The following is a 25,892-nucleotide window of genomic DNA, read 5'->3' on the forward strand; positions in this document are numbered from 1 at the left end:
CAGCCCAGCCCGCCTACCCGGCGGGTACTTCGCTGTCCACTGGATCCTCCGGGGCAGCGCCGGCCGGGCGGGACGGCCCGGCCTCGGCCAGACGGCGCAGCCGGAGTTCCGCGGTGACTTGGACATACCAGAAGGGGGCGCCGAAAGCAGGGCTGGGCGTATCCAAATGCCGGTACAGCCCGTCCGCCAGCCGGGCCAGCTCCGCGTCCGGGACTGCCGCGAGGGTTGCAGCAGGATCCACGGCAGCATTCAGGCATCCGTCCAGGAGGCGGAGCACTTCTTCGTCCGTCATGGCAGCGTCAGTCATGGCAACGTCAGTCAAGGAACCATCAGTCAAGGAACCGTCAGTCATCGCCCGCCCCCGTGGGGATCAGACACGTCGGTTCACGGAAATCCGGAGTGATGCGCCGGCGATACTCAACCCGCACCGGCACACGCAGTTTTTGATTCAAAGAGATCCCTAAAAAGAGAGTCCAAAGGCCAACTGCATAGCCCTGCCCGATCGTACGGAAATGTGCCCGCGGCCACAAGTATCGCGGGCACAAGTACCGCGGGGTCACGGCACGGGACCCCGGAGGCGGCGTCAGGTGCCGAGCAGCTTGGGCGCGGCCGCCTCGGGCCAGTCAATGCACTGCGTGTACACCTCGTGTTTGCGCAGGTAGCGGGCAGTAAACGGGCAATGCGGAATGATCCGTTTGCCCGACGCCACAACATCGTCGAGCGCGAAGTGGATGAGAACCTTGGCCAGGCCATGGCCCTGGAACTGCTCGGACGTCTCCGTATGGATGAAATCCACATGGCCGGGCTTGTCTACGAACCTGACTTCCACCGCCAGCTTTCCGCCAACGTGCAATTCGTAGCGGTGGAGCGCATCGTTCCGGAACGTGGTGACGTCCGGGGTGAAATGGTCCTCGGTGGCTGCCGTCTTCTCCGTCATGGTTCGACATTGGCACTTAATGGCTGTGCTGGCAATGGTCGCGTGCCGGGTGCGGGAACACGGCCCAGCAACAGCACGGCCAGCGCAAAGCAGGCGGCGCCGCCGCCCAGCAGTCCCAGCGTCAGGCCATTGACGGCGGCGTCAGCCACCGGAACAAAAACGACGACGGCGGCGGTCACCACGGCGGCCGGTGCCCGGCCCCGGGAGTGCAGGGCCGGCGTCGGCCGTTCCTCCAGCCGCCCGAACAGGAGAACCGCGGGCAGCAGGAGGAGGACCACGCCCAGGAAAACGAGCGGGCGCGACCACCACCATTCTGGGGTGCCCGAAGCCGGTTTGGGAAAGTCCGTCAGCAGGAGCAGACCGGTCATGGCCGCCAGCAGCGGCAGGTGCCAGAGGTAGACCGTCATGGCGTGGCGGCCGGCAACGGCCACAACCGCGCTTATCCAGCGCACGGCGGCGAGTGCGTTCAGCAACGGCCGGCCGAGCTGCAGTACCGCCGCCTGTGAGACGCCGAGCAGGACCAGGCTGAGGTTGGGCGGATTCAGGTTCACCAGCATGTTGTCCCGGTACAGGCCCAGCACCACCAGGACAACCATGAGCAGGTTACTGGCGGCGATCAGCCCCACCAGCCGGGACCTGCTCCACCGGTCCAGCCAGCCGTCCGCCAGAAAGAACCCGAGTTGCTGCACCGCGCACCAGACGAACACCATGTTGATGTAGGCGAACGTCGGGAAGGCGCCGCGGAGGCAGTCCACCGTCACCACGAGCGCCACCAGCCCCAGGAGCGTCAGCCACGGGGCACGCCGGTGCAGCCTCACCAGGAGCGGAATGTTCAGCTGGGCCGCCAGATAGGCAGCCAGGAACCACAGCGGCATCCCGGCCCCGCTGGCCAGCAGCTGAACCACCTGCGGATCCACACCGGCCAGCAGCGCACCCCACAGGCCGACGAACATTGCCGCCAGCAGGGCCGCCGCGGGGCGGACCAGCCGCAGCAGCCGGGACTGGACGAACTCAAAGCCGCTGCCCCCGCGCGTCTGCATGCGCCGCCAGGACTGGGCCCCGGTGATGCCCCCGGCCACGAAGAACAGCGGCATCACCATGAAGATCCAAATGACCGGCTCGAACCAGTCCTGCTCGGCCAGGGTGTTTTCTGTCGTGACAGTGCCGTCGGGGTGCAGCACCGGGCTGGTCATCATGCAGTGCGCCACCACCACAAGGACGAGGCAGCCAAAGCGTGCGAGATCGATGGCCAGGTCGCGGGCGGGCACGGCAACGTCTGCCCCCGGCTCCGGCTCCGTGGAATTCTTCATGGCGCCCCCACCACTGGAACTCGCTTACATCATTGTGCATTCCATTGTGCGCCAACCTGCCCCACATGTGGGCGCCTGCTCCACAAGTCGGCGCCGGAGTTTTTGTCCACGTATTGGCCTCTAAAGGCCCCCGAACTCTCGATACGTGGACAAAAACTCCAAGGTCAGCGGCTGAGGATCGCCAGCGTGCTCGTGCCGAAGTCCTTCGCGGTGGTGTTCCAGCGGGCCAGGAGTCCCTGCAGGTTCTCACCATCGGCCCGGTGCGCGGGAAGCTGTTCCTCGAGTGTGGCGAGGACGCCCGTACGGAGTTCGGTGTTGAAGTTGACCTTGCCTACGTTCATGGCCGGCGCCTTGGCCAGATCGTCCGCCGGAATGCCGGAAGCGCCATGAAGCACCAGCGGGATGTGTGTCCGGACGGCGATGTCCTGCAGGACATCCCAGCGCAGCCGCGGCTCGCCTTTGTACTTCCCGTGGACATTGCCTACGGCCACCGCGAGCAGCTGTGCGCCCGTCCGTGCCACGAAGTCCTCCACCTGGGCGGAGTCGGTAAGCCCGGCGACCTCGTTGCCCCCGGCGTCCCCTTCGGCGCCGAAGGCCCTGTCCTCATCGCCGGCCAGGCCGCCGAGTTCGGCCTCCAGCACCACACCGGCATGCTCCTTGGCCTCAAGCGCGGAGCGCACCGCACACACCAGCGCGACGTTCTCTTCGTAGGGCAGCGCCGAGCCGTCTGCCAGAACGGAGTCCGCGCCCGCCTCGACGGCGGCAATGATGACCTCAAGATCGGAGGCGTGGTCGAGCTGCACAGCAACCGGCACGGACGCGGCGTCGGCCAGTCCCCGGAGCGCGGAGATGAGCCGCAGTCCGTTGGCGGTGCCGGCGGTCTTGGGCGCCACCAGCAGGATGACGCCGCGCTGTGCCTCCTCCGCTGCGCTCACTACCGCCAGTGCCGTGGTGAAGTCGTAGCACGTAAACGCCGGCACGGCCGACCCCCGCTTGAGTGCGGAGACCACCAGCTCATCGAGTTGCGCCCGCATCAGCCTTCCCCGGCGGTGCGCTTGGTAGGGGCAACCACCTTGATGACGGCAGAGTCGTCGGCGGCTGCCAGCCCATGGGCCTGGCCCAGCAGGTACAGCTGCTCGGCGGCGGCGGCAACGGGCGTCGCCAGGCCAGCACTGCGCGTGGCCTTGCCCACGATGCCCATGTCCTTGACGAAGATGTCCAGGCGGCTAAGCACCTCGGCGCCCTCCTCGGTGTAGGCCTCCAGGATGCGCGGTCCGCGGTTGGACAGCATGAAGGAGCCCGCGGCACCCGCCTCGAGGGCGGCCAGGGTCTTCGCCTGGTCCAGGCCCAGCGCGTCGGCCAGCGCCATGGCCTCGGCGGCTGCCGCGATGTGGATGCCGCACAGCAGCTGGTTGACGGTCTTCAAGGCCTGACCGTCGCCTGGCTTGTCGCCCACGACAGTCAACGTGGAGGCGAGCAGCTCCAGGACCGGACGTGCCGACTCCAGCGCCTTGGGTTCGGCTCCGACGACGATCAGCAGGTCGCCTTCGCCGGCACGCTTTGGCCCGCCGGACAGCGGGGCGTCCACGAGCCCGACGCCGAATTCCGCCAGGCGGGCGACAGCGGCCGGAATGGCCTCCGTGCCCACGGTGCTGGTCAGGATGACGACGGCGCCCGGCTTCAGCACGGAGGCCACCCCGTTCTCCCCGAACAGGACGTCGTCGAGCTGTTCGCTGTTGCGCACGGCGAGCAGCAGGGCGTCAGTGTCCTGGGCGGCGTCCCGGGCGGAAGCGAAGGTCTGCACGCCGGCTTCTTCGGCGAGGCGCAGGCGCGGTTCGGCGATGTCGAAACCGTGGACGGTCAGCTGGCTGGCGAGGCGGGTGGCCATGGGCAGTCCCATGGCGCCCAGTCCGAGGACGGTGACTGTGTAATTCGAGGTCATAGTGTGTTCTCCGTTGAAAAGTCTAGAAAGTGTTGCTGAGCTTGCTGGTGACCTGGGCGAGCGACTCGTCATCGCCCACGTTGCCGGCAAAGACGATGTACGGGATCCCCTTGGCGGGACCGTCGACCGGCTCCCAGAGGCTCACGATGCCAGGCAGCATGGGTCCGCGGACGATCGCGTGCCGGATCTCCAAGCCGTGCGCGGCAACGTCCGAGGACGTGATGCCACCCTTGGCGATGACGAACCGCGGCGGAAAGGTCTTCAGCGTCCGGTTCACTACGGCGACGACGGCGGCAGACACAGTGCGTGCGATCCGCAGGCTGTCGGCCGGGTCGTCGGTCTTGATGAGCAGGCGGCTCGTGTGGACGATGACGTCGCCGCTGCGCAAGGCCGCCACGACGGCGTCGACGGTCTGCTCGAGGTAGGCGGGTGCATCCTCGTCCAGCAGCTTTTCGACGTCGATCTCCACAATGCGTGCACGGCTGTGCCGGTCGGTGAGCACCTTGAGCTGCCGGGTGGTCACGCCCACGTGGGAGCCCACGACGATCAGGCCGCCGGCTTCGGACGGGGTGTTGCCCGCGTAGGCCTCCTCGCCGCTGAGCTCAGGCCGAATGTCCTGGCCGATCCGGGCGCGCATGAACGGTGGGCCAACCCGGTACAGCAACTTCTTGCCACGGCGCTCGGCCTCCTCCAGCCCCAGAGCCAAGGCCCGCATGTCGTTTTCCGTGACGATGTCCACCACAATGGGCGTGGACTGCGTGGCCGGCTCGATGGCGTCGGCGATGGCCTTGGCCGAGACCTCAGCCTGCCCGGTGGCGGCGCCGGCGCGGATGGTGTTCAGATCCAGCACGATCACGGAGTCTGCGGCAAACCGCCCCTGCGACTTTTCTTCCACGTACTTGGCCATCTCGGAGTTGGCGAAGCCGAAGGTGGCGTCCTTGGCGAATTCCGTCTCGGCAACGGGGGTCAGCTGGCCGGCCTCCGGGCCGCGGGTGTAGTGCACGCCGCCAATGGTGATGCGGCCGGCGTCGGGAAATGCGGGAACCATCACAACGCCGTCGGTGGCCTCGCCACTTTCGGCTGCCACCGTGGCGGCAATGACGTCCGGTTCCAGGGGGAAGTGCCCGCGGAGGGTAGAGTCGCTGCGGCTAACAAAACCCAGGTTGATGTCCCCTTCGCCGTCGCGGGCAGCGGCCAGGGCGTTGCGCACCACCTCTTCATTGCGGGCGGCCGCTTCTTCGGGGTCGAGGCTGCGGGTGTTCGTCAGCACGTACACGGCCGGTTTACCCTGATGGAGAGCCCACTGGAAGTCCTCGACTTCCCAGCGGGTGAGCACAGGCAGGTCCGCAACAGACTGCGTGCCGGTGGGGTCGTCATCGAGCACCACGAGGACGCGGGGGGATGTGGCGGCCGTAGCGGCAACAGCGTCTGCGACCTGCCGGGCAGGGATCTGGAGCTCGGCGGGAAAGGCGGCCAGAACGTCGGATTCGAGGGGCACTGTGCACTCCGTTGTGTCGAAACTGTCTTACGGACATTTGTCAGATGTCAGACATCTGTTCTTTGGTGCTAGTGTGGCATAACGCACAGCACGTGCGCAAGTACACTTTTTGGCAGATATCCCGAGCCGTAAAAGGCCGCACACGCTGAACGGAAAAAATGGCACGCAAATCACTGGTGGGCGTCGTCGCCGACGAACTCCTTGACCGCATTATCTCCGGCGAGTTTCCGCCGGGCAGCAGCGTGCCGGGAGAACTGGAACTCAGCGCACGGCACGACGTCAGCCGCATGACAGTTCGGGAGGCGATGAAGACCCTTGAGGCGCAGCGCATCCTGAGTGTGGAACGGGGCCGCGGGACGTTCGTGAATCCACTAAACCGGTGGTCGTCCCTTGAGGCAGTGCTGCGGGCCGCATCCGAGGGGCAGAACGGCCCGGCCGCCGCGGTCCAGCTGATCGAGCTACGGCGGATGCTGGAAACGGGCGCCTGCGAGCTGGCGGCCCACCGTATCACCGACGCCGAGCTCGAGGGCCTTCGGGACTGCGTGGCGGACATGCGGAAGGCGCACCAGGGAAACGACGTGGCAAGCTTTGTTGCCGCCGACCTGGCTTTCCACGATCAGATTCTGCACGCGTCCGAGAACGTGTTCGTGGCAGTCCTCTTCGAGCCGCTGCACCGCGTTCTGGAGAAGGGACGGACCGAAACCTCGAAGGTGCCTGACATCCAGGAGCATGCGATCGGGCACCACCAGAACATTTACGAGGCCCTGGCTGCCCGCGATCCGCAGCAGGCACGCAATGCCATGGACGCCCACATGCAGCAGACCCTCGACGACCTCAGAAGCTACGTGCTGGAAGCCTAGTCCCAAGGCGTCCCGTCCGATACTCTGCAGGAACGGCCCGCAGCCGGGTATCGATGGCGATCACGAGGAGCGAAGTTGTCTAATAACACCTACAGCATTTCTGAAATTGTCGGAACCTCGACCGAAGGCGTCGATGCGGCCGTCCGCAACGGCATTTCCGACGCCGCGAAGACCCTGCGCAACCTGGACTGGTTCGAAGTCAAGGAAATCCGTGGCCACCTCGAGAACGGGCAGGTGGCGGACTGGCAGGTCACTCTCAAGCTCGGATTCCGCCTGGAGCGGGACTAGATCGCACCGTGATCTCACGCGCGCGCCGGCGGGACTGACCGCGCGTTGGCAGATTAACTAGGGCGGTGCCGGCTGTCATTCAGCCGGCACCGCCCTACTTGGTTAGTCCTGGCCGGTAGCACTCCGGCGCCACACGGTGGCGATCCCGCGGAATGCCGGAAATACCTGTCCTTCAAAGAAGGCGTGCGCCTCGTCCGGCGAGTCGGCGGGGGCCCACAGTCCCGACGCCGGGCAATGGGTTCCAGTCGAGGCGGAGGGTGTGTGGCGTTCCCGAAGCAGTGCGATGCGTTTCATCGTTGAAGGTCATCCTTGGGTCGGAGGGCTGGGAGAAGTTCTCCTCCAAGGCTAGGAAACGCGCCACACCGGCCCAATGGACGAATGGATAGAATCCGGCCGTCCGGCTGGGCATCAGCACAGCACAGGGCCGCCTAAGCGTGGCCTCAGGTGCTACCGGGCGGGCGGGCGCTGGGGATCCTCCAGCGCCGGCTCATCAGGTTCGCCGTCCGGACCCGTGGGCGGTCCCGGGTTGTCCTGGTGCGGAACTGCGGGTTCCTCTTGGGGCGGGTCCTGATTAGGGTCGAAGGGGAATCCTTCGGGCGTACCGTCCTTCGGCTGGTTCGTCGGGTTCTGCTCCGGATCGGCGGGCGTTTCGCTCATGGTCTGGATCCTTAGCTGTTGGAAGGGCCGGGATTATTGTCCTGCCAGGCCACTCCAAGGATTACCAGCGCCGGCATAGTTAGTCCAGAGCACCCAGCCCTTGAGCGACCCTCCTTGATTAGTCCGGGCGTGCCGCCAGTTCACCGGGCGCCGTCAGTTCACCAGTTCGGTGCTGGAATGCCGGCCGGTCCACTTGCGGTGGTTTTGCTCCAGTTCGACGACGTCCCGGCCAAACGAGGCCACCAGGGCCACGAGCGCCAGAAAAACCGCGGCCATGCTGATTCCACCGGGCACCCCCGGCGTAAGTGCCAACAGCAAGGCGAAGGGCTGGAAGGCGCCAATGACCTTTCGCAGTCTCTTAATAGGCAGCGTGCGTTTCAGTTGAGGCCGGAACCACCCGGCCGCGACGAACGCGTACCACATGACCCCGATAGACAGCACCCAGGGGCCGGTGATGGGCACAGCTGCGCACGACAGCACAAGCACCAGCGCTGCATCGGTCTGGACGTCCAGCCGGCCTCCCGCCGGGCTCACACAGGCAAATCGGCGCGCAACGGCCCCGTCCACCGCGTCAAGAAGAAAAGCTGCCGCACCCAGCACGACCACCTGCATGCCGGGCCCAGTCCCACCGAACATCGCCGGGACCGTTGCCGCCGCGCAGCACGCCACCAAGACAGCCCGAATCAGGGTAACGCGGTCCGCAGCCGTGGTCAGCCGGGGCTTGCGGTTGAGGATGGAAGCCGCAGCATTTCCCATCACCGCCAACCCGGCAGCTATGGCGGCAAGGAAGTACGTTGCTCCAGCCCCTGCAACGGTCAGGATCCAGCCCCCGGACACAAGGAAACCAGCCATGGCAACGCCTACGTCCACCAAAGCGCGCCTACCGAGCAAGACCTGCATATGCCTCCTTGCGCTCATCGTAACAACAGACTGCTCATGAGCATTCGAGGGCTGACCTCGGAAGATAGCAAAACGTGCCGTTAGGGCAGCAAACGGGGTCTGGGCAAACTGCCACCGATAGGAAAGACTCTTCCGCATGGCACTCGCACCAGTCATCGAGCTGAACGACGGCAACCGGATACCTCAGATCGGCCTTGGCACTTGGCCGCTGAACGACCGGGAGGTGCGTGACGCCGTCGTACGGGCTGCGGAAGCCGGGTACCGGCATATCGATACGGCCGTGCGCTACGGGAACGAGTCCGGCGTCGGTTCCGGAATCCGTGCCAGCGGCCTGGACCGGGCGGAGTTCTTCATCACCACTAAGCTGGACGGCGAATTCCAAGGTGAAGATCTGGCCGCGGCCGGCCTTGAAGGGTCCCTGAGGCGCCTGAACCTGGATTATGTGGACCTGCTGCTGATCCACTGGCCGCTCCCCCGCCGCGGAGAATTCATTTCCACGTGGAAGACCTTTGAGCGGCTGCAGGGCGAAGGGAAAGTCCGGTCGATCGGCGTCTCGAACTTCAAGGCCGCCCATTTGGAAAAGCTCATGTGGGAGACCTACGTTGTGCCGGCCGTTAACCAGATCCAGATCAACCCGTCAGTGACCCGCTCGGCGGACTGCACCTACAACGAGCGGCACGGGATCGCCACCGAATCGTACAGCCCGCTGGGTGCGGGTTCGGGGCTGCTGTCCGCGCCCGTGCTGACCCGAATCGCTGGCAAACACGGCCGGACCGTCAGCCAGGTGGTCCTGCGCTGGCACGTCCAGCAGGGTCTCGTGGCCATTCCCAAGTCCGCCGATCCCCACCGGATGAAAGAGAACATCGATGTCTTCGATTTCGCTTTGGATGAGGAGGACCTGACGGCCATCAGCACCCTCGACGAAGGCCCCGAGGCGGGAGTAAATTCCGACGTCCAGGGCCACTAAGGCCTGGGCCCGGGCGTGCGCTGCCAGTCCCTTCCCACCGGAAGCCGACTGGCAAAAAAATAGTAAGCATGATTAGTATTGAGCAGAAGGACGAAGCGTACCCGGCAATCCGGGTAACTCCTCTAGATGAAGAAGGAACGATAAAAGATGGGTTTTTTCGCATTTCTGATTCTTGGCCTCATTGCCGGAGCCATTGCTAAGGCCATCCTCCCCGGCCGGCAGGGCGGCGGCATTTTCATCACGCTTCTGCTTGGCGTGGTTGGCGCAATTCTCGGTGGTTTCATCGGCAGCGCGCTCTTCAACGTGGGCATCAACGAGTTCTTCTCGCTGTCCACATGGCTGCTGGCGATCGGCGGCGCGCTGATCGTCCTGCTGGTCTACGGCATGATTACCAAGCGCACGGCCCGCTAGACAGAAGAGTGCCGGAACCGGCTCCGGGAACCGCCCGGGGCCGGTTTCCCGCCCCAGGCCCACCGGGCCGATTCCAAATCGTACAGATCCCCCTCAAGAGCAGGAGATCATCATGAAATCCAAACTTCTCTTCGGCGCCGGACTCGCTGCAGGCTACGTGCTCGGATCCAGGTCGGGCCGGGCAGCGTACGACAAACTCAAAGCGCGGGCCGCAGGCATCTGGGACAGCAAGCCGGTCCAGGACAAGGTCACGGCAGCAACCGAAGCCGTCAAGGAAAAGGCCCCCGACGTCGGTGACCACCTGGCTGAAGCCGCGCGCCGGGCTGGGACGGTGCTCAGCTCAGCCATGCATCACGATACACACGCTGATACTGCTTCTACTGGCTCTGCTTCTGCCGGTGCCTCTGCTGACAGCGGGCACGTCCCCGCCCACAGCACACACCCGGAAACGGTCAACCTTGGAACCTCCGATGTGGAGTCCGATCCGGCGCTCAATGACAGCACGGGTCAGGACTGGTCGGACGAGGGCGGCGCCACTCCCGACGGCGCCGCCACAAACGTGAATCCGGACAGGCAATAGCTCCAGAGTTGGCTGCTTTCGCCTGCATCCCGGGCGGTGTGGGCCAGAGCTGAAAAATGTCAGACCCCTTTGACAATGTTTTCCTATGGAAGCCATGGGGGAAAACGCAGACGGTATGTCAGGCCGGGCAGCACTGCCCGGCCTGCGTGCTGCCCTGCCAGACGCTCCTGCTTCCGGGTGCCCGGCTGATGCCGGAACTGGCACCGCCGTTGCGGACACATCTTCGTCCGACGGCGGTGCTGCCGCCGGCTTCGGGGCCCGCATGGCCCCGGTCACACCATTAAATGTCAGACCCCCTCATCAGACTTGTTCCATGGAAGCTCTTGGGGAGCATGGAGCGAATGTCGGGGCCGGGACTGATGTCCCGGGCGTCAGTGCTGCTGCCCTGCTGCGCGGCCGCGGGCTACGCAGCGTTCCCGGCGCTGGCACCCCAGCAAAGGACACGTCCGACGGCGGTGCTGCCGCCGGGTTCCGTTCTGACGCCCCGGCGTCCGACGGCGGTGCTGCCGCCGGGTTCGCGGCTGATTCCGGTTCCGCCGGCCAAGCATCCGCTGAGCCTGCATCCCCGGCGCGTGCCACTCCTGGTCTGGTGGCGTCCTTGGCGCTGCTGGATTCCGCCACCGCTGCGGCGCCCGAGGAACTGGCCGCTGCCAACTTCCTCCAGGCGGCCGATTTCGCGGAACTGACCGAGGAACTCTCCCGCCGGGTCGAATACCTCCAGCTGCAGGCCGCCGCTGCGGTGGACCGGACCCGGGCCGAGGCGATCAACGCCGCCGGAGCAGCCAGCCGCGCCGCCGGCTGGACCACAGGCTGGGGCACCGACCCCGAACCCGAACCCGCCGCGGCCAGCACCGCTGAACCCGCCAGCGCCACGGCAGCCGCAGTCTCCTCTGATACCGACAACCCCAACACCACGGCCCCCGGCACCACGGCCCCCGGCACCACGGCAGACGGCACAGGCACCGCCACGCCGGCACCCCGTGCCCGCCCGGTGGCCTGGTCCCCGGCCGACGACGGAGCCAGGAACACCGCCGAGTTCCTCCGCACCCGGCTCCGGATCAGCACCACCGAAGCCCGCCGCCGCCTCGCCCTCGCCCACGCCACCCTCCCCCGCACCGGACTCGCCGGCCGCCCCATGCCCCCCGAACACGAAGAAACCGCCGCCGCCCTCACCGCCGGAATCATCGCCTCCCGCGCCGGAACCATCATCACCACCGCCCTGGACAAAGTCCGCCACATCCCCAACCCCGGCACGATCGCCGAAATGGAACACAACCTCACCCTGACCGCGATCGAAAACGACCACGACTTCCTCACCCGCATCGCCCACCGCTGGATCGACGCCCTCGACCAGGACGGCACCGAACCCTCCGAAGAAACCCTCCACCACCGCCAAGGCGTCTTCCTCCACAAAAAACGCGGCGGCCTCCACCACCTCGAAATCCGCGCCACCACCGACCAATACGAAGTCCTCACCACCGCCATGAACACCGCCACCAACCCCCGCACCACCACCCCCAACTCCACCAACGCCACCAGCGGCACGGACAGCGCCGGCACCGAAGCCGACGGCACCGGCAACGACGCCGGCAGCCACGACCGTGCCAGCGGCAGTGACGACACCAGCGACAACACCACCACCACCGACAGCGCCGCCGCTGTCGACCCGGACGCGGCCTTCAACGCCCCCACCCCGCTCCCGGACCTGGACCGCCGCACCCTCGCCCAACAACGCCTCGACGGCCTCGTCGGCGGCTGCAAGGCAGCCCTCGCCACCGGCACCCTGCCCACCACCGGAGGACTCCGCCCCCAGGTCATGGTCACCATCAGCTACCACGACCTCCTCAACAGCATCCAAACCACCGCCGCCCAAGGCCCCCGCTACAACAAAAACCGCCCCGGCACCCGGCCAACAGACAGCCCCCGGCCCACCAACCAGTCAACAGGCACAGACGGCTGGCAGGTCAGCAGCACCAACCACCCCACCGGCACAGACACCCGTCAAACCAGCGAACCCCAACTCCTGCCCGGCACCTGGCAAACCAGCGAGTCCCACCCCCCGCCCGGCACCTCCCCCTCTGGCACCCCGCCCGGCATCAACCGGACCGGAACGGCGCTGCCCGGCACCGGCCCCACACCCCTCACTGGTGCACCCACCGGCAGCGGCACCTTCACCTACACCGGCCCCGTCACCGCCTCCACCATCCGCAAAATCGCCTGCGACGCCGACATCATCCCCATCCTCCTCGGCAGCCAAGGACGCATCCTCGACATCGGCCGCACCACCCGCGTCTTCCCACCCCACATCCGCAAAGCCCTCACCGCCCGCGACCAAGGCTGCGCGTTCCCCAACTGCACCATCCCCGCACCCTGGTGCGAAGCCCACCACACCACCTACTGGTCACAAGGCGGACCCACCAGCACCGACACAGGCGTCCTCCTCTGCACCCACCACCACCACCTCATCCACAAAGAACAATGGAAAATCCACGTCAAAAACGGCATCCCCTGGTTCATCCCACCGCCCCACATCGACCCCCGCCAACAACCCCGACAAAACCACCACCACAAAACATGAACCTGAAAGCGGGATGTGAATCCGTGGAGGATATCGACGGCGACGTGCTCGCCAAATCACTGATTGATTCGCTGGCGGCCAGTCTCGTCGCCGAAGGACGCATAGACCCTCGTGGAATGACAGAAGCCGAATTCCAGCTGGCGCTGACGACAGAACTGCGCGAGATCATCGCTGACGGCGTGGAATTTCGCCTTATTCCGGACCACCAGGACTCATTGTTGAAGCAAGCTCGGGCGTTCGCCGAAGCCTCCGACATCGACTTTGCCATCATGTTCTATGCCACCTGGATCGAGCATTGGCTGAACTGGATGTACATCTGGAAAGCCGAACAATCAGATCTGGAGCATTCGGAAGCTATGTCGCTTATCAAGCAACCCATGCACCATAAGACAGGAATTATCTGGTCGCTCATGTTCGGGCAGGGGCTGGACGCGGACCTCCTAAGGGGCATTCGTGATGTTGCAAATTGGCGAAACGCGTTCGTTCACTACAAATGGCTCCCGGATGAAGAGGAAGACTCTCTGACCCAGAAAAAAGACCGTGCGCGACAACGGTTGGCGACAGCTGAAGCGATCGTCGCCCGGCTCACCGCGCTACGCAATGAATTGGCTCTGCGTGGCGCACAGGATTTCCTCGGCGGGCGCACGTAGCTCGCCAAAACCAACAGCCCCGGGAGTTACAGCAGCTTCCCGATCACGACTGTCCCGTCCAATTCAGCCGACGTGGAGGTTCTCGGGCTCAGTCCCCCACAGACCATGGCCGCTGCTGTAAGAGGAGCCTGCCGCCGGCTCGTTTCGATGAGAAGGTGCCCTCCCGGCCTGAGCCAGGCCGCGGCTTCCGCGATCACCCGGCGCTGGGTGTCGAGGCCGTCGGGCCCTCCGTCGAGCGACACCCGCGGTTCGTGAACGCGGGCTTCGTACGGCATATTGCTGATGGAAGCTGTGGGCACATACGGCGCATTGACCGCGAGGACGTCAACGTTGCCTCTGAGCCGGGCAGGCAGCGCCGAGTAGAGGTCGCCCTCGTGGACCGCACCGCCCACGGGCAGGACGTTGAGGCGGGCACACTGCACCGCGGCGGGGTCGACGTCGGATGCGTGCACCTCAATGCCGGGCACCAGTGCCGCAAGCGCAGTGCCTACGGCTCCGGAGCCGCAGCACAGGTCAACAACAACCGGCGGAGTCGATGGCACTGCGGACGGGGCGGTGCCAGCTGGCCCGGCCACGACGCCGAGGAGTCCAGCGGCCTCACGGACCAGCAGTTCCGTCCGGCGGCGCGGCACAAAGACGGCAGGCTCTACCCTGATCCGCAGGCCACAGAATTCGGCCCAGCCCAGAATGTGCTCGAGCGGAAACCCGTCGACCCGCCGCCGCACGGCAATGATTAGCTCGTTCGGGGCAAGACCGGCGGAAAGGAGGAGGTCCGCTTCGTCCTCGGCAAAGACACAGCCGGCGGCGCGCAGCCTGCTAGTGACGGCGGAACGGGACGGCGGTGATTGAACAGGCATGGATGCGTCCTTCGGTTCGACGATGGGCGCTCCGTGCATTCGTCCGACTAGCCTTGGCGGTCCATAGGGCGGCGGGCAGGAAGAACCCAAGCTGGCATTGCGTGAATTGTTCTCACCTCCCGGGTACTAACTTGGCACTTCTCAACGTGCCCGCACTGAAATCGGCTCTGCAAAAATCCATGTTATCCGACGCCGAATCCGGCAAATATTGGCAGGATGGAACGATGACCCACAGCGAAAACCACACGCTTATCTGGACCGGCTCCTACACCGCGGACAGCGGCGGCCACGGGGCCGGGATCGGAGCCGTATCGGCCGACGCTGATGGAACGCTCACCTGGCGCGGTACTGCTGCAAAGGCGGACTCCCCGTCGTTCGTTGCCGCGCACCGGCAACTCCCAATGGTTTACGCCGTCGCCGAGAAGGCCGAAACCGTTCAGGCGTACCGGCGACGGGGAGAGTTCGGCCTTGAAGCCGTCGGCGAGCCCTGGGCGGCCGGCGCAGCTGCCTGCCACGTCACCGTCGATCCGCAAGGCAAATTCCTGATCGTCGCCTGCTGGGGCGATGGCCAGGTGTTGCTCTACGAACTGACGGACGACGGCGGGATCGCCCGCCGCCTTCCGGCGGCACCATCCAGCGACCCGCACCGGGACGAACGACCCAGCCGTGCCCACGCCAGCCTGGTACTCGCCGACGGCCGCATCATGACCACGGACCTCGGCCACGACCTCCTTCGCGTTTGGAACCACGTCCCCAAAACAGGCCTGGCGCTGGACCACGAGGTGATGCTGCCGAAGGACAGCGGCCCCCGCCACCTGGTGCAGCACACCGATGGAACGGTGTTCGTGGTCTCCGAGTACTCCATCGAGGTATTTGCGGCCCGGGCCGCCTCGGTGTCGGGAAAGTTCGAGCTGGTCGGGCAGGGGCCCGCGACGTCGGACGGTGCCAAGGACGGCGACTCCGCGGCCGAAATAGCCTTGTCGGCGGACGGGCGGTTCGCCTATGTCGGCACTCGTGGATCCAACCGCATCAGCGTGCTGGAGGTAACGCAGACGGCGGAGGGCAGTTTGCCTCGCCCGCTCGGCGACTTCGCCAGCGCCGGCGACTGGCCCCGTCACCACCTGGTCCGCGGCCAATACCTTCACGTGGCCCATGAGCGCTCCCACGACATCACAACCTTCCACCTCAACGCCCAGACCGGCCTCCCGGAAGGCCCCCTTCAGCGTCTCGTCGCGGGTTCCCCCACGGCCCTGATTGTGGCAAGCTAAGCCGCAATCGACAAGGCCAATACAGGATTAGTCATTGCCAATACGGCCCCATCACAGGAGCTGCCGTTGGTGATCGGACCTGCCTGGACGAGTCGGCACCACCAACGGCTTCCGGGCTTCCCCACCCGGACAAGCAGCGTTGCTTCGCGGAAGGTCCAACATGTTCACCGTCCCTCGCCTGAATTCCCCGCGCCGCACCGGCGGTCCCCTCAAGCCCACCCGGGCACCTTTGGCGGCAGCCGGCGCGCTCGCCCTGCTGGCTGCATCGGCCCTGCCCGCACAGGCAGCCCCGACAATCAAAGCCGCCCCGCCCGCGCATGCGGCATCAACCGCAGCACCCACCCAAGCCGCCGACGCCAACAAAAACCCGGGGCCGCCGTCGGACACCAAACCAGGAAAAGGTGCCCATTCGCTCCGAACCCCCGTCACGGGCGAGAACTTCTACTTCGTCATGGCGGACAGATTCAGCAACGGCGACGCCGGCAACGACCAGGGTGGGCTGGGACCGGATCCGATGGTCTCCGGCTTCGACCCCACCCGCAAGGGCTTCTACAACGGCGGGGACCTGAACGGGCTCCTGGACAAGATCGACTACATCCAGGGGCTCGGGACCACGGCGATCTGGCTGACCCCGAGCTTCAAGAACAAGGCGGTCCAGCCCGAGGACAATTCCGCCGGCTACCACGGCTACTGGGTCACGGACTTCACCCAGATCGATCCGCACCTGGGCACTAACGCCGAACTGAAAGCACTGATCGACGAGGCGCACTCCCGCGGTATGAAGGTGTACTTCGACATCATCACCAACCACACCGCGGACGTCATCGGCTACCAGGAGGGCGCCCGCACCGGCTACGTCTCCAAGGACAAGGAGCCGTACCGCACCGCCTCGGGCGAAGCCTTCGATGACCGGGACTTCGCCGGCCGCGCGGACTTCCCAAAGCTCGACGCCGAAACCTCCTTCCCGTACACGCCGGTGCTCGATCCGACGGAGCAGAACCTCAAGGTTCCGGCCTGGCTCAATGACCCGACCCTGTACCACAACCGCGGGGACACCACCTTTGCCGGTGAGAACTCCTTCTACGGAGACTTCTTCGGCCTGGACGACCTGTTCACCGAACACCCGGCGGTCGTGGCCGGCATGACGGACATTTACGAGACGTGGATCCGTGACTTCGGCGTGGACGGGTTCCGCATCGACACCATGAAGCATGTCAACGACGAGTTCTGGCAGCAGTTCGGGCCCGACGTACTTGCTTACGCCAAGGAGCACGGCAAGGACGAGTTCTTCATGTTTGGCGAGGTCTTCGACACGTCCAAGAGCTTCACCAGCCAGTTCACCACCCGCAATGAGATGCAGGCGGTCCTCGATTTCCCGTTCCAGGATGCCGCACGCAATTTCGCCTCGAAAAGCCAGGACGCGAAACAGCTCGAGGCCTTCTTCACTGCCGACGACTGGTACACCGATGCGGATTCCAACGTCTATCAGCTGCCCACCTTCCTGGGAAACCACGACATGGGCCGGATCGGCAGCTTCATCAGCGCTGACAACCCGGACGCGGACGACGCCGAACGCGTGGCCCGCGACGAACTCGCCCACGAGCTGATGTACTTTTCCCGCGGAAACCCCGTGGTCTACTACGGAGACGAGCAGGGCTTCACGGGGCCCGGCGGGGACCAGGATGCCCGCCAGACCCTGTTCGCCAGCAAAGTGCCCGACTATCTCGACGACGACCTCCTCGGCACGGACGCCACGCACGCCACTGACAACTTCAACACCGGCCACCCGCTCTACGCCAAGATCCGCGAACTCGCGCAGCTGACCAAGGAGCACCCCGCCCTGCGCGAAGGCGCCCACCAGAACCGCTACGCCTCGGACGGGCCCGGCATCTACGCTTTTTCCCGCACGGACGCAAAGGACCAGCGCGAGTACGTGGTGGCCCTGAACAACAGCGAGAAGCCACAGACCGCGGCCGTTCCCACCTACATCGCTAAACGCAATTACCGCCTTCTCTACGGCAACGCCGCCGAAAAATCCACGACCTCGGCCGACGGCAAACTGACCGTCACGGTGCCGCCACTGTCCGCCGTCGTCTACCAGTCCTCCGGCCGAATCCCCCGCGAGAAGACCGCCCCCGCCGTAACCCTGCAGGCTCCCGTTTCCGCCGCCGCCGGCACGTCCGCCGGGGACAACGGCCGCATCCAGGTGACGGCCGACGTCGACGGCACCTCGTTCTACGAGGTCACCTTCGAGGCCAGGACGCCGGGCGGCAAATGGGAGCGCGTGGGCACCGACGACACCGCCCCCTACCGCGTCTTCCACGATGTCTCGGGACTGAACCCCGGGGCCGCGGTGGAGTACCGGGCTGTGGTCCTGAACAACGCCGGCCGCACGTCGGTCAGCACTTCCCGGTCCGCTGTGGTGCCGGACCCGGTGCTGACGATCCAGCAGCCGGCCGAGGGCAGCACCGTCCAGGGGAACGTGGAAGTGGTGGCCACCGCGGATCCGGAAAAGGCCAGCCATGTGGTGCGCTTCGAACGCAGCATCGCAGGCGGGCCATGGACCCCCATCGGCTCGGAAGATGACTCGTCGCCGGCCTACACGGTGGCAGACGACCTGGCTGCCCTGGACCTCGCCGACGGCACGGAAGTGCGGTACCGGGCAAAGCTCGACGGATCGAACGTGATGAGCAATGTCCGGACAGTGGTGGTGGGCGCCGCGCCGCAGCCTGACTCGGTCACTGTGGCGGGAAGCCTGAACAGCGAGATGGGCTGCCCGGATGATTGGCAGCCGGCGTGCCAGTCCGCGTTCATGACCTTCGATCCGGCTGACCGGCTGTGGAAGCTCACGGCAGACCTTCCGGCCGGGCAGTACGAATTCAAGGCGGCCATCAACGGCTCCTGGAATGAAAATTTCGGCCAGGATGGCGCCCCGAACGGTTCCAATATCGTGCTGAACCACGACGGCGGACCGGTCACCTTCCGGTACAGCCACGCTTCGCACGTGATCACGGCCGGATAGGCACGCCCGGGGCTCACCGCCGACCAGGCAGTAGCCCCGGGCTCACGCCCCGCCGGGCGGCCGCCCCAGGCCCCGGGTCTCAGGACCGCATTGCCTCCTCGACCGCGGCGAGCAGGGAGTTGAACCTGCCGTCCCCGTCAAGGCTGTCGATCAGCACGGATTCCCCATCGGAGTTGGCCAACGGCACCTGCCAGTTGGGGTACTGCGCTGAGGTAGTTCCGGGCTGGTTCTGCACCCTCCGTTCGCCGACCGCGTCCACGAGCGCCACCCCCAGAAGAACTGACGGGGTCTGCGCGAGCAGTCGGTGCAACGCCTCGATCCGTTCCTGTTCGGAGCCGGCGTCGCTGGAGGAAAGGAGGCCCCGCTGCCGGAGCAGGTCCATCATTTTCTCCAGCTTGGCGTTGTGCTCGAGGCGCTCCTCCTCCGCTGAACGCTCCAGGAGCCCCAGCGCGTTCCGCAGCGTCACGTGGTCACCAGCGAGGTAGCCGGCCGTGGGCGGCAGGTCGTGGGTGTTCACGCTGGAAAGCGCCTGCACCCGGTACCGCTCGGGCGGCAGCGGGGCGTCGCCGTCGTTCTCAAACCACAGGATCGAGGTGCCAAGGATGCCCCGGGCCGCAAGGTAGTCCCGGACCCACGGCTCAAAGGTGCCCAGATCCTCGCCGATCACCACGGCGCCCGCACGGTGAGCCTCCAGGGCGAGGATGCCGATCATGGCGTCGTGGTCGAAACGGACGTAGGCGCCGTCCACCGGAGAGTTCCCTTCCGGCACCCACCAGAGCCGGAAGAAGCCGAGAATGTGGTCCACCCGGATGCCTCCTGAATGCCGCAGCACCGTTGCGAGCATCTCCCGGAACGGCTTGTACCCGGCTTCGGCCAGACGGGTGGGGTGCCAGGGCGGCTGATGCCAGTCCTGACCCAGCTGGTTGTACATGTCCGGGGGCGCGCCGACGCTGACTCCGGCGGCGAGGACGCCGCGCAGCGTCCAGGCATCGGAACTCTGGAGATCTGCGCCGACGGCAAGGTCATTCACCACGCCCAGGCGCATGCCGGCGTTGCGGGCGGACTGCTGGGCAGATTCGAGCTGCTCGTCGCACAGCCACTGCAGCCAGCGGTGGAACTCGATCCGTTCCGCCAGCTCACCCCTGAGCCGCTCCGCCAAAGGCGAGCCAAGCGCAGCCGTTGGGTCGGCCCAGAACGGGTCGTCGGCGTCGAGGTCCTCCCGGATGGCGCACCAGAGGGCAAAGTCATCCAGGCCTGCACCGGCCCTCCGGCAATAGTCCTCAAACGCGAGCTGCCGCGACGGCGACCGGCGGACGCCCGAGATCAGCTCAAGCGCCGCCAGCTTGGCGGAGTAGACCTTGTCCCGGTCAAGCCGCGTGGCGTCCTGGTTCAGCTTCCGCGACTGCTTCATGAGGCTGTGGACGAGAGACTGCTTTTTGGGCTTCAGGTACGCCAGTTCCGGGATGGCCTCGATCCGCAGGTACAGCGGGTTGAAGAACCGGCGCGTCGACGGTGAATACGGCGACGGTTCCAGGGGCGGCACGGGATCGGCCGCGTGCAGGGGATTCACCAGCACGTAGTCGGCCCCGCGCGCCCCGGCTACCGCTGCGAGCTCGGCGAGGTCGGCAAAATCGCCCACACCCCAGGACCGTTTGGACCGGACGGAGTACAGCTGGGTCGCCAGCCCCCAGCCCCTGCGTTGCTCAAGCCCGGCTGCCGTGGACAGCCGGGCGGGAGTCACCACCAGGGTGGCCTCGGCAACCACTCCGGCTGCCTCGGCACGCAAGGTGTGCCACCCCAGGCCCGTGTTTTGGGGGACGGCGAAGGTGGCCCGTCCGGTCAGAACGCCGTCCACCTCCCGGGGTTCCACCCAGACGTCCTCCTGGACGGCCTCCAGCTCGCGCCCGTCCTCGGTGATGGCCCACAGTCGGGCAGTCGAACCGTGCGGGACGTGGACCGCCACCTGCCCCGGCGTGCCTTCCTGAAGCACGACGGCGGGCGGCAGCATCCGGCGCCAGGGCGCCAGTTCCGCCTCGGCCAGTTCGCGCTCAATGTGCTGATCGGTGAGGGCGTTGACTCCCAGGGCAGCCAGGACGCGGATCAGGGTCTCGGCTGCAACCTCGTGCGGCTGCCCGTCCCACCCCTGGTAGGACGTGCCAACCCCGTACGCCTCCGCCAGCCAGCGCAGCTGCTCCGGATTGACTGCGGCACTGGTTACCGGCCTTCCGTTGCCCACCGGTGTTTCAGGCGTTTCAGGGGAAGGGATTTCATGGGTAGTCACGTGCTGCTGGCTGGGAACCTTCATATGTCCGCCTCGTCTGCTGTAATCGGCCCGAAACTAACGCTGTTGCCCGTCACGGCCGGCCGTTTTCAGCGCCCCCGCAACTGCTGATTCCGATTATTGCAGGCTGCGTTGAGTGACCCGGGCGGCCGTGGGCCGAAACTTCTCTGCGGTGATGCTGATGCCGTGGTGCTGGACTTCCCGCGGCCAGACCTCAGGCGGCAGCGCAGGCCTTCTGGAGCTCACGGACAGAATCTCCGGGAACCTGGTCGCCGGCCTGGGCGATAGCTTTCAGGGGTCCGGTGATTTCGGCGGGCACGCCGGCCGTCTCGGCCCCGGCGACGAGACCCGCGAGCGCAGCCTTGTCCGAGGCGCTCACCAGGCCATCCTCGATCAGGGTGCAGATCTGGCCCTTCACCTGCTCGGCTGCCGCGTTGGCAGCCTGGGACACCGCGGAGCTCGCCGCATTCTTGGCTGCTTCCTCGGCCTGGGCGCAACCCGCCAGCAGGACAAGGACAGGAAGCATGGACAGGGCAAGCAGGCTGCGTTTCATGATTCCACCCTAACAACGGTGCTTCCCGCGAACTCCGGCGGCGGGAACATGACAACGGTGTCCCAGCCAGGGGACGTCACAGGACTGATTCACAGGAGGCCCAGAAGGGCCTAGCTGAACCCTGATCCAGGGCTTGTCGAATCCGTTGACTTGTCTTGTGGACATCCCCTAGCGTTCCAGTCACTGACAACGTTGTCTATCCTCAACCTGGGGAAGGCACGCGCGATGAAGGGCGGCACCGGCACAATGCAGCAGAGAAAATTCGGCAGACTACAGCTATGCACCGCACTGACCGTGGCGGGTCTCAGCCTGGCCGCGGTACTGGCCGGAGCGGAAACCGCAACAGCCGCGGGGACTACAGGAGACGAGCAGTTCCGGCCGGCCTACCATTACACGCCGCAGCAAAACTGGATGAATGATCCCAACGGGATGGTGTTCTATAAAGGCGTCTACCACCTCTACTACCAGCACAATCCGTCCGGCAACCAGTGGGGCAACATGTCCTGGGGACACGCCACGTCCACGGACCTGGTGCACTGGAAGGAGCAGCCCCTGGCCATCGCCACCGACGACCAGCAGGACATCTTCTCCGGCAGCGTCGTGGTGGACAAGAACAACAGCTCCGGCCTTGGCACTGCCGCGAACCCTCCGCTGGTGGCGGTCTTCACCAGCGCCTACAAGGACGCCTCGCCCTACAGGGGGCTGCAGGCCCAGTCACTCGCCTACAGCCTCGATGAGGGCAAGACCTGGACCAAGTACAGCGGCAACCCGGTGCTCAACCGCAATTCGGCGAACTTCCGCGACCCGAAGGTGTTTTGGTTCGACTTGCCCGGCGGAGGCGGCTACTGGGTGATGGCCGCCGTCGAGGCCACTGAGCACAAGGTGCTGCTGTACAAGTCGGGCAACCTCAAGGACTGGACGCAGCTCAGCGAGTTCGGCCCGGCGAACGCCACGGGCGGCCTCTGGGAATGCCCTGACCTGTTTCCGCTTGCCGTCGACGGCGACCCCGCCAACGTCAAGTGGGTGATGGTGGTCAACATCAACCCGGGAGGCGTGGCCGGAGGCTCGGCCGGGCAGTATTTCGTGGGCAATTTCGACGGCACCACCTTCACGTCGGAAACCACGAAGGCCAGTGACGCGCTGCCCGCAGGCACTCCCCTGGCAGGCTTCAACGACGGCTCGTACAGCGGCTGGACAGTGAACAACGAAGCGGGCAACCCGAAGGACGGCCCGTTTGCCGGGACACCCGCGGCCGGCACCCTCGCGGGGCAGAACGGCGTCACCGGCTTTGGCGGCGCCGGCCTGATCAATTCATTCAACGACGGCGACTGGCCGCTGGGGTCGATGAACTCGCCGCAGTTCACCGTGGACAGTGATTATCTCAACTTCCTGGTGGGCGGCGGACAGCATCCGCGCGTTTCGGACAAGCTGGACAACACCCCGCCACCCGGGGACCTGCTGTTCAACGGCTTTGAGGTCCCGGACGGCTCCACCCTGGCCGACGCCGGGTGGACGGGAACCGGGGATCTGGCGCCGGTGTTCCAGCCGTCAACCTCCGGCGGCGACTTCTATATCGGCGCCAAGCGGATCAACACGTTCGACACGGGAGGCGCACCCGGCGACGACCGGCAGGGAACCCTGACGTCGCCGTCGTTCACGGTCAACCGGAACTTCATGAGCATGCTGGTGGGCGGCGGACACCGGACGGCGGGCTCCGGGCAGACCCTGGAAGCCCAGCTGCTGGTGAACGGCAATGTGGTGCGCAGCCTCGCCGGTGATGACGCCGGCGCCCTGAACTGGAAGGGCTGGGACGTGTCCGAGTTCGCCGGGCAGCAGGCACAGCTCCGGATCGTGGACCAGGCCACCGGCGGCTGGGGACACCTCACCCTGGACCACGTCATGCTGACCGACCAGGCAGCCGTCCCCCGCTCAGACGAAACCACCGTCAACCTCGTGGTGGACGGCAAGGTGGTCAGGACGGCCACCGGGGCCAACAGCGAGGTCCTGGACTGGGCGTCGTGGAACGTTTCCGAGTTCAGGGGGCGGCAGGCCAGCATCCGGGTGGTGGACAACAACCGCTTCGGCTGGGGCCACATCCTGGCGGACGAGTTCATCGCCTCACCGCGGCCGGCCACGCCGCGGGTCCAGACCTACGACTGGCTGGACTACGGCCGGGACTATTACGCGTCCGTGTCCTTCAACAACCTGCCGCAGAGCAAGCGCATCATGCTCGGCTGGATGAACAACTGGGACTACGCCAACACGATTCCAACCTCACCCTGGCGCAGTGCCATGTCGCTGCCCCGCGAAGTGGCCCTGACGCAAACGGCCATCGGCCCGCGCCTGACGCAGAAGGCCGTCCAGCAGGTGGATGGCCTCGGCACAAAGGAAAGCTACGCCGAAAAACGGGCCCGCAGCATTCCCGCCGGCACGCACGCACTGCCGGCCGCTGCCTCGGGCGACGTGCAACGGATCGAGGTGACCTTCTCCCCCGGATCGGCGTCCAAGGCCGGGATTACCGTGCTGGGGAACGGCAGCAAGTCGACCGCCATCGGCTACGACAAGGCAACCGGCGAGCTGTATGTCGACCGGAGCAACTCCGGAATCACAGACTTCCATCCGCTCTTCGCCTCGGTTGACTCCGCCCCCGTGGCCGTGGACGCCAGCGGCAACGTGACGCTGCGAATCTATGTCGACCGGTCCTCGGTGGAGGTATTCGCCCAGAACGGCCTGCGGACCATCACGGACCAGGTCTTCCCGGGACAGGTCCCTTCACAGGGGGGCATTTCACAGGAAGGCGCCAACCAGGTGGCCCTCTTCGCCGAAGGGGGAACGGCCCGGCTGAAGTCCCTGACTGTCACGCCGCTGAGCCAGCCCATGTTCCAGGCGGCGCAGGTGCCGGCCAAGACCCGGAAGTAAAGGCAGGCTGCAGCCGGCCTAGTGGACCGGCTGCAGCCGGCCTAGTGGACCGGCTGCAGCCAGGTCAGCACCGAGCCGTCCTCCTCGATGTGGTCGGTTAGCTCCCCGTTGAACCGGGCGCCGTAGTCCGCCGTGATGTGCTCCTGGAAGGCTGCCGCGTCCTGATAGACCTCGAACACGAAGTACTCGCGGGGGTTGCTTTCCCGGGTGTACGGCAGGAACAGCTGGTTGCCGGGCTCGTTGCGCACCAGCTCGGTAAGTTCCCGCATCATTTCGGCAACCCGGGCTTCACTGCCGGGCTTGACGGTGAATTCGGCGTAGAGCGTCTTGGTCATGGTTCTCCTGTCGGGATGGGTTTGCTCGGGTGGGTAGTTAGCTTCGATTCGATGGCCAATTCATTCCGGCGGCCGCAACTCCCCGGACCCGCGGGTAATGAGCTCGGAGGGGACCACGTAGGTCTGCGCCGCGCCGGGGTCGCCGTCGATTCGGGCCAGCAGGCGTTCGGCGGCCAGTTTTCCGATCCGGTCGGGGTGCTGCGCAATCACGGTGACGCCCGGTTCCATCATGTCCGCGAGGGTGAAGTCGTCGAAGCCAACGAGGGCAACGCGCTTGTTCAGGCCCAGCTCCTTCAGGGCCCGCATGACGCCGAACGTCACCAGGTTCTGGCTCGAGAAGATGGCCGTGGGCGGGTCTTCGGCCCTGAGCAGCTCCAGGGTGGCCAGGCGCGCTGACTCCTCGTCGTGGAGCTCTTCGCGGACCGGAACCGCTGACGTGGGTATCCCCGCCCGGCCAAGTTCCTCGACGAACCCGCGGCGCCGTTCGCGGGCCGTCTGGATATCGGCGCGGTCACCCATATATGCGATCCGGGTGTGGCCGTGCGCGATCAGGTGGGCCGCCGCCCTGGCGGCGCCGACGGCGTTGTCCGTCACCACGGCGTCAGCCTCGATGCCCACCGGTTCGCGGTCGATGAACACGATCGGCAGGTCCCTGGAATGTTCCGGAATGACGTACGCCTGGCTCTTGGCGATGGGAGTGAGCACCAGCCCGTCCACGCGCCTGCCCAGGAAGGCAGTCACCAGGGCCTTCTCCCGCTCGGCGTCATCGTCCAGGCTGGCAGCGAAGACCGCGATGCCCCGGGCCGCGAGGGCGTCCTCCATGGCGCGGTGGATCTCGCTGCTGAACGGGTTGGCGACACTCGGCAGCAGGAGCCCGATCGAAAGCGTCTGGCGGCCGGCGCGCCGCAGGCTGCCCGCCGCCATGTCCAGCTGGTAGTTCAGCTGCTGCGAGGCGCCAAGGACACGCTGCCGGGTGGCTTCCGAGACGCCAGGCTCATCGTTCATTACGCGGGACACCGTCTTGATCCCGACGCCTGCCAGCGCCGCGACGTGGCGCATGGTGGGGCGGCTCTTGGCCC

Annotated in this window: 24 protein-coding genes; 10 read left to right on the forward strand and 14 right to left on the reverse strand. The window is 66.1% G+C overall.

The window, feature by feature from the left end; genetic code table 11:
* Nucleotides 1–13: 13 nt before the first annotated feature.
* From ACFRAU_RS00765 to ACFRAU_RS00790, 6 genes are all read right to left on the reverse strand, one after another.
* Nucleotides 14–322: a hypothetical protein gene (locus ACFRAU_RS00765; RefSeq protein ID WP_377998389.1), complete on the reverse strand. Its 309-nt coding sequence runs from the start codon at nt 320–322 to the stop codon at nt 14–16.
* Between the two features lie 261 nt (nt 323–583).
* The gene (locus tag ACFRAU_RS00770) at nt 584–937 is read right to left on the reverse strand and encodes a GNAT family N-acetyltransferase (RefSeq protein WP_377998391.1); all 354 of its coding nucleotides are present in this window, start codon (nt 935–937) and stop codon (nt 584–586) included.
* The gene (locus ACFRAU_RS00775) at nt 934–2,247 is read right to left on the reverse strand and encodes an acyltransferase (RefSeq protein ID WP_377998393.1); all 1,314 of its coding nucleotides are present in this window, start codon (nt 2,245–2,247) and stop codon (nt 934–936) included. Before ACFRAU_RS00775 ends, ACFRAU_RS00770 begins: the two co-directional genes overlap by 4 nt.
* Before the next feature lie 164 nt (nt 2,248–2,411).
* Complete coding sequence (locus ACFRAU_RS00780) at nt 2,412–3,281, reverse strand: class II fructose-bisphosphate aldolase (RefSeq protein ID WP_377998395.1); 870 nt, start codon at nt 3,279–3,281, stop codon at nt 2,412–2,414.
* Nucleotides 3,281–4,189: an NAD(P)-dependent oxidoreductase gene (locus ACFRAU_RS00785; RefSeq protein WP_377993939.1), complete on the reverse strand. Its 909-nt coding sequence runs from the start codon at nt 4,187–4,189 to the stop codon at nt 3,281–3,283. Before ACFRAU_RS00785 ends, ACFRAU_RS00780 begins: the two co-directional genes overlap by 1 nt.
* Nucleotides 4,190–4,211: 22 nt before the next feature.
* Nucleotides 4,212–5,687, reverse strand: coding sequence for a four-carbon acid sugar kinase family protein (locus ACFRAU_RS00790; protein ID WP_377998397.1), 1,476 nt, complete (start codon nt 5,685–5,687; stop codon nt 4,212–4,214).
* Nucleotides 5,688–5,845: 158 nt separating this feature from the next.
* Between ACFRAU_RS00790 and ACFRAU_RS00795 the strand changes: the two genes are divergently transcribed.
* The gene (locus ACFRAU_RS00795; protein WP_377998399.1) at nt 5,846–6,547 is read left to right on the forward strand and encodes a FadR/GntR family transcriptional regulator; all 702 of its coding nucleotides are present in this window, start codon (nt 5,846–5,848) and stop codon (nt 6,545–6,547) included.
* A gap of 75 nt (nt 6,548–6,622) precedes the next feature.
* On the forward strand, nt 6,623–6,835 hold the full coding sequence (locus tag ACFRAU_RS00800; RefSeq protein ID WP_003799328.1) for a dodecin: 213 nt from the start codon (nt 6,623–6,625) through the stop codon (nt 6,833–6,835).
* A gap of 102 nt (nt 6,836–6,937) precedes the next feature.
* Here the strand turns inward: ACFRAU_RS00800 and ACFRAU_RS00805 are convergent, their stop codons facing one another.
* The 3 genes from ACFRAU_RS00805 to ACFRAU_RS00815 form a co-directional block, all read right to left on the reverse strand.
* Nucleotides 6,938–7,129 (reverse strand): hypothetical protein, encoded by a 192-nt coding sequence (locus ACFRAU_RS00805; RefSeq protein ID WP_377998401.1) that lies wholly within the window; start codon nt 7,127–7,129, stop codon nt 6,938–6,940.
* Between the two features lie 153 nt (nt 7,130–7,282).
* A complete protein-coding gene (locus ACFRAU_RS00810; protein WP_377998402.1) occupies nt 7,283–7,492 on the reverse strand; it encodes a hypothetical protein in 210 nt (69 codons plus the stop codon).
* 153 nt (nt 7,493–7,645) lie between these two features.
* On the reverse strand, nt 7,646–8,344 hold the full coding sequence (locus ACFRAU_RS00815) for a CDP-alcohol phosphatidyltransferase family protein (RefSeq protein WP_377998403.1): 699 nt from the start codon (nt 8,342–8,344) through the stop codon (nt 7,646–7,648).
* A gap of 184 nt (nt 8,345–8,528) precedes the next feature.
* On the opposite strand from ACFRAU_RS00815, the gene ACFRAU_RS00820 reads away from it, so the two are divergent.
* From ACFRAU_RS00820 to ACFRAU_RS00840, 5 genes are all read left to right on the forward strand, one after another.
* The gene (locus ACFRAU_RS00820; RefSeq protein ID WP_377998404.1) at nt 8,529–9,359 is read left to right on the forward strand and encodes an aldo/keto reductase; all 831 of its coding nucleotides are present in this window, start codon (nt 8,529–8,531) and stop codon (nt 9,357–9,359) included.
* 147 nt (nt 9,360–9,506) lie between these two features.
* Complete coding sequence (locus tag ACFRAU_RS00825; RefSeq protein ID WP_236806325.1) at nt 9,507–9,770, forward strand: GlsB/YeaQ/YmgE family stress response membrane protein; 264 nt, start codon at nt 9,507–9,509, stop codon at nt 9,768–9,770.
* A 112-nt stretch (nt 9,771–9,882) separates the two neighbouring features.
* Nucleotides 9,883–10,350, forward strand: coding sequence for a hypothetical protein (locus ACFRAU_RS00830; protein WP_377998405.1), 468 nt, complete (start codon nt 9,883–9,885; stop codon nt 10,348–10,350).
* 313 nt (nt 10,351–10,663) lie between these two features.
* Nucleotides 10,664–12,928, forward strand: coding sequence for a DUF222 domain-containing protein (locus ACFRAU_RS00835; protein WP_377998406.1), 2,265 nt, complete (start codon nt 10,664–10,666; stop codon nt 12,926–12,928).
* A gap of 23 nt (nt 12,929–12,951) precedes the next feature.
* On the forward strand, nt 12,952–13,578 hold the full coding sequence (locus ACFRAU_RS00840) for a hypothetical protein (RefSeq protein ID WP_377998407.1): 627 nt from the start codon (nt 12,952–12,954) through the stop codon (nt 13,576–13,578).
* Nucleotides 13,579–13,604: 26 nt separating this feature from the next.
* Here the strand turns inward: ACFRAU_RS00840 and ACFRAU_RS00845 are convergent, their stop codons facing one another.
* Entirely contained in the window at nt 13,605–14,435 is an 831-nt protein-coding gene (locus ACFRAU_RS00845) for a putative protein N(5)-glutamine methyltransferase (RefSeq protein ID WP_377998408.1), read from the reverse strand.
* Nucleotides 14,436–14,659: 224 nt separating this feature from the next.
* Here ACFRAU_RS00845 and ACFRAU_RS00850 point away from each other — a divergent pair, with 224 nt between their 5' ends.
* Nucleotides 14,660–15,703 carry a lactonase family protein gene (locus tag ACFRAU_RS00850; protein ID WP_377998409.1) on the forward strand — a complete coding sequence of 348 codons (1,044 nt, stop codon included), beginning with the start codon at nt 14,660–14,662 and terminating at the stop codon, nt 15,701–15,703.
* 160 nt (nt 15,704–15,863) lie between these two features.
* Nucleotides 15,864–18,725, forward strand: a complete 2,862-nt coding sequence (locus ACFRAU_RS00855; RefSeq protein ID WP_377998410.1) for an alpha-amylase family glycosyl hydrolase — start codon at nt 15,864–15,866, stop codon at nt 18,723–18,725.
* Between the two features lie 79 nt (nt 18,726–18,804).
* On the opposite strand, the gene malQ is transcribed toward ACFRAU_RS00855, so the two are convergent.
* The gene (gene malQ, locus ACFRAU_RS00860) at nt 18,805–21,030 is read right to left on the reverse strand and encodes a 4-alpha-glucanotransferase (RefSeq protein ID WP_377998411.1); all 2,226 of its coding nucleotides are present in this window, start codon (nt 21,028–21,030) and stop codon (nt 18,805–18,807) included.
* Between the two features lie 190 nt (nt 21,031–21,220).
* The gene (locus ACFRAU_RS00865) at nt 21,221–21,559 is read right to left on the reverse strand and encodes a hypothetical protein (protein WP_377995395.1); all 339 of its coding nucleotides are present in this window, start codon (nt 21,557–21,559) and stop codon (nt 21,221–21,223) included.
* A gap of 225 nt (nt 21,560–21,784) precedes the next feature.
* Between ACFRAU_RS00865 and ACFRAU_RS00870 the strand changes: the two genes are divergently transcribed.
* The gene (locus ACFRAU_RS00870) at nt 21,785–24,478 is read left to right on the forward strand and encodes a GH32 C-terminal domain-containing protein (RefSeq protein WP_377998412.1); all 2,694 of its coding nucleotides are present in this window, start codon (nt 21,785–21,787) and stop codon (nt 24,476–24,478) included.
* A gap of 41 nt (nt 24,479–24,519) precedes the next feature.
* On the opposite strand, the gene ACFRAU_RS00875 is transcribed toward ACFRAU_RS00870, so the two are convergent.
* Complete coding sequence (locus tag ACFRAU_RS00875; protein ID WP_377995397.1) at nt 24,520–24,813, reverse strand: putative quinol monooxygenase; 294 nt, start codon at nt 24,811–24,813, stop codon at nt 24,520–24,522.
* A 60-nt stretch (nt 24,814–24,873) separates the two neighbouring features.
* A complete protein-coding gene (locus ACFRAU_RS00880; RefSeq protein ID WP_377998575.1) occupies nt 24,874–25,872 on the reverse strand; it encodes a LacI family DNA-binding transcriptional regulator in 999 nt (332 codons plus the stop codon).
* Between the last annotated feature and the right edge of the window lie 20 nt (nt 25,873–25,892).

The organism is Arthrobacter sp. NPDC056691, from assembly GCF_042791415.1.
GTDB lineage: Bacteria > Actinomycetota > Actinomycetes > Actinomycetales > Micrococcaceae > Arthrobacter.

What these genes read in the sequence shown, in the direction of transcription:
- ACFRAU_RS00770 (WP_377998391.1), bottom strand. Translation starts at nt 937, where the DNA reads ATGACGGAGAAGACGGCAGCCACCGAGGACCATTTCACCCCGGACGTC.
- ACFRAU_RS00775 (WP_377998393.1), bottom strand. Translation starts at nt 2,247, where the DNA reads ATGAAGAATTCCACGGAGCCGGAGCCGGGGGCAGACGTTGCCGTGCCC.
- ACFRAU_RS00780 (WP_377998395.1), bottom strand. Translation starts at nt 3,281, where the DNA reads ATGCGGGCGCAACTCGATGAGCTGGTGGTCTCCGCACTCAAGCGGGGG.
- ACFRAU_RS00785 (WP_377993939.1), bottom strand. Translation starts at nt 4,189, where the DNA reads ATGACCTCGAATTACACAGTCACCGTCCTCGGACTGGGCGCCATGGGA.
- ACFRAU_RS00795 (WP_377998399.1), top strand. Translation starts at nt 5,846, where the DNA reads ATGGCACGCAAATCACTGGTGGGCGTCGTCGCCGACGAACTCCTTGAC.
- ACFRAU_RS00805 (WP_377998401.1), bottom strand. Translation starts at nt 7,129, where the DNA reads ATGAAACGCATCGCACTGCTTCGGGAACGCCACACACCCTCCGCCTCG.
- ACFRAU_RS00810 (WP_377998402.1), bottom strand. Translation starts at nt 7,492, where the DNA reads ATGAGCGAAACGCCCGCCGATCCGGAGCAGAACCCGACGAACCAGCCG.
- ACFRAU_RS00815 (WP_377998403.1), bottom strand. Translation starts at nt 8,344, where the DNA reads ATGGCTGGTTTCCTTGTGTCCGGGGGCTGGATCCTGACCGTTGCAGGG.
- ACFRAU_RS00820 (WP_377998404.1), top strand. Translation starts at nt 8,529, where the DNA reads ATGGCACTCGCACCAGTCATCGAGCTGAACGACGGCAACCGGATACCT.
- ACFRAU_RS00825 (WP_236806325.1), top strand. Translation starts at nt 9,507, where the DNA reads ATGGGTTTTTTCGCATTTCTGATTCTTGGCCTCATTGCCGGAGCCATT.
- ACFRAU_RS00830 (WP_377998405.1), top strand. Translation starts at nt 9,883, where the DNA reads ATGAAATCCAAACTTCTCTTCGGCGCCGGACTCGCTGCAGGCTACGTG.
- ACFRAU_RS00835 (WP_377998406.1), top strand. Translation starts at nt 10,664, where the DNA reads ATGGAAGCTCTTGGGGAGCATGGAGCGAATGTCGGGGCCGGGACTGAT.
- ACFRAU_RS00845 (WP_377998408.1), bottom strand. Translation starts at nt 14,435, where the DNA reads ATGCCTGTTCAATCACCGCCGTCCCGTTCCGCCGTCACTAGCAGGCTG.
- ACFRAU_RS00850 (WP_377998409.1), top strand. Translation starts at nt 14,660, where the DNA reads ATGACCCACAGCGAAAACCACACGCTTATCTGGACCGGCTCCTACACC.
- ACFRAU_RS00855 (WP_377998410.1), top strand. Translation starts at nt 15,864, where the DNA reads ATGTTCACCGTCCCTCGCCTGAATTCCCCGCGCCGCACCGGCGGTCCC.
- malQ (WP_377998411.1), bottom strand. Translation starts at nt 21,030, where the DNA reads ATGAAGGTTCCCAGCCAGCAGCACGTGACTACCCATGAAATCCCTTCC.
- ACFRAU_RS00865 (WP_377995395.1), bottom strand. Translation starts at nt 21,559, where the DNA reads ATGAAACGCAGCCTGCTTGCCCTGTCCATGCTTCCTGTCCTTGTCCTG.
- ACFRAU_RS00870 (WP_377998412.1), top strand. Translation starts at nt 21,785, where the DNA reads ATGAAGGGCGGCACCGGCACAATGCAGCAGAGAAAATTCGGCAGACTA.
- ACFRAU_RS00875 (WP_377995397.1), bottom strand. Translation starts at nt 24,813, where the DNA reads ATGACCAAGACGCTCTACGCCGAATTCACCGTCAAGCCCGGCAGTGAA.
- ACFRAU_RS00880 (WP_377998575.1), bottom strand. Translation starts at nt 25,872, where the DNA reads ATGCGCCACGTCGCGGCGCTGGCAGGCGTCGGGATCAAGACGGTGTCC.